This is a genomic window from Bartonella sp. AA86SXKL, assembly GCF_042196885.1.
Genome location: NZ_JBHIRE010000304.1, coordinates 1 through 264, shown reverse-complemented (window position 1 = coordinate 264; position 264 = coordinate 1). Strand labels below are relative to the sequence as shown.

The 264-nt window shown below is 37.9% G+C and carries 1 protein-coding gene; it reads left to right on the top strand.

All coding sequences use genetic code 11. The annotated features are described in order from the left end of the window. The coding region (locus ACFIO5_RS11685) for a bifunctional hydroxymethylpyrimidine kinase/phosphomethylpyrimidine kinase (protein WP_375705501.1) at nucleotides 1-264 on the top strand (264 nt) is incomplete at both ends.

The window sequence follows — 264 nt, the reverse complement described above, 5'->3', positions numbered from 1 at the left end:
GATAATCACGTTGCTGAAATTGTTCCAATGAGTGAAAAACTTGTTGCCGCACAAATGCGCAGTGCTCTAGAAGCCGATCCAATAAGAGCGATAAAAATCGGTATGACAGGAACACAAGAAATTATTATAGCAATCTGTAATGTACTCAAAGACTATCCTCATATTCCTGTTATTCTTGATCCTGTACTTATCGCCTCATCAGGAGGAAATTTAACAACCGAAGAAATCACAGAAGTGATGATTCATAAACTTCTCCCTCATGTT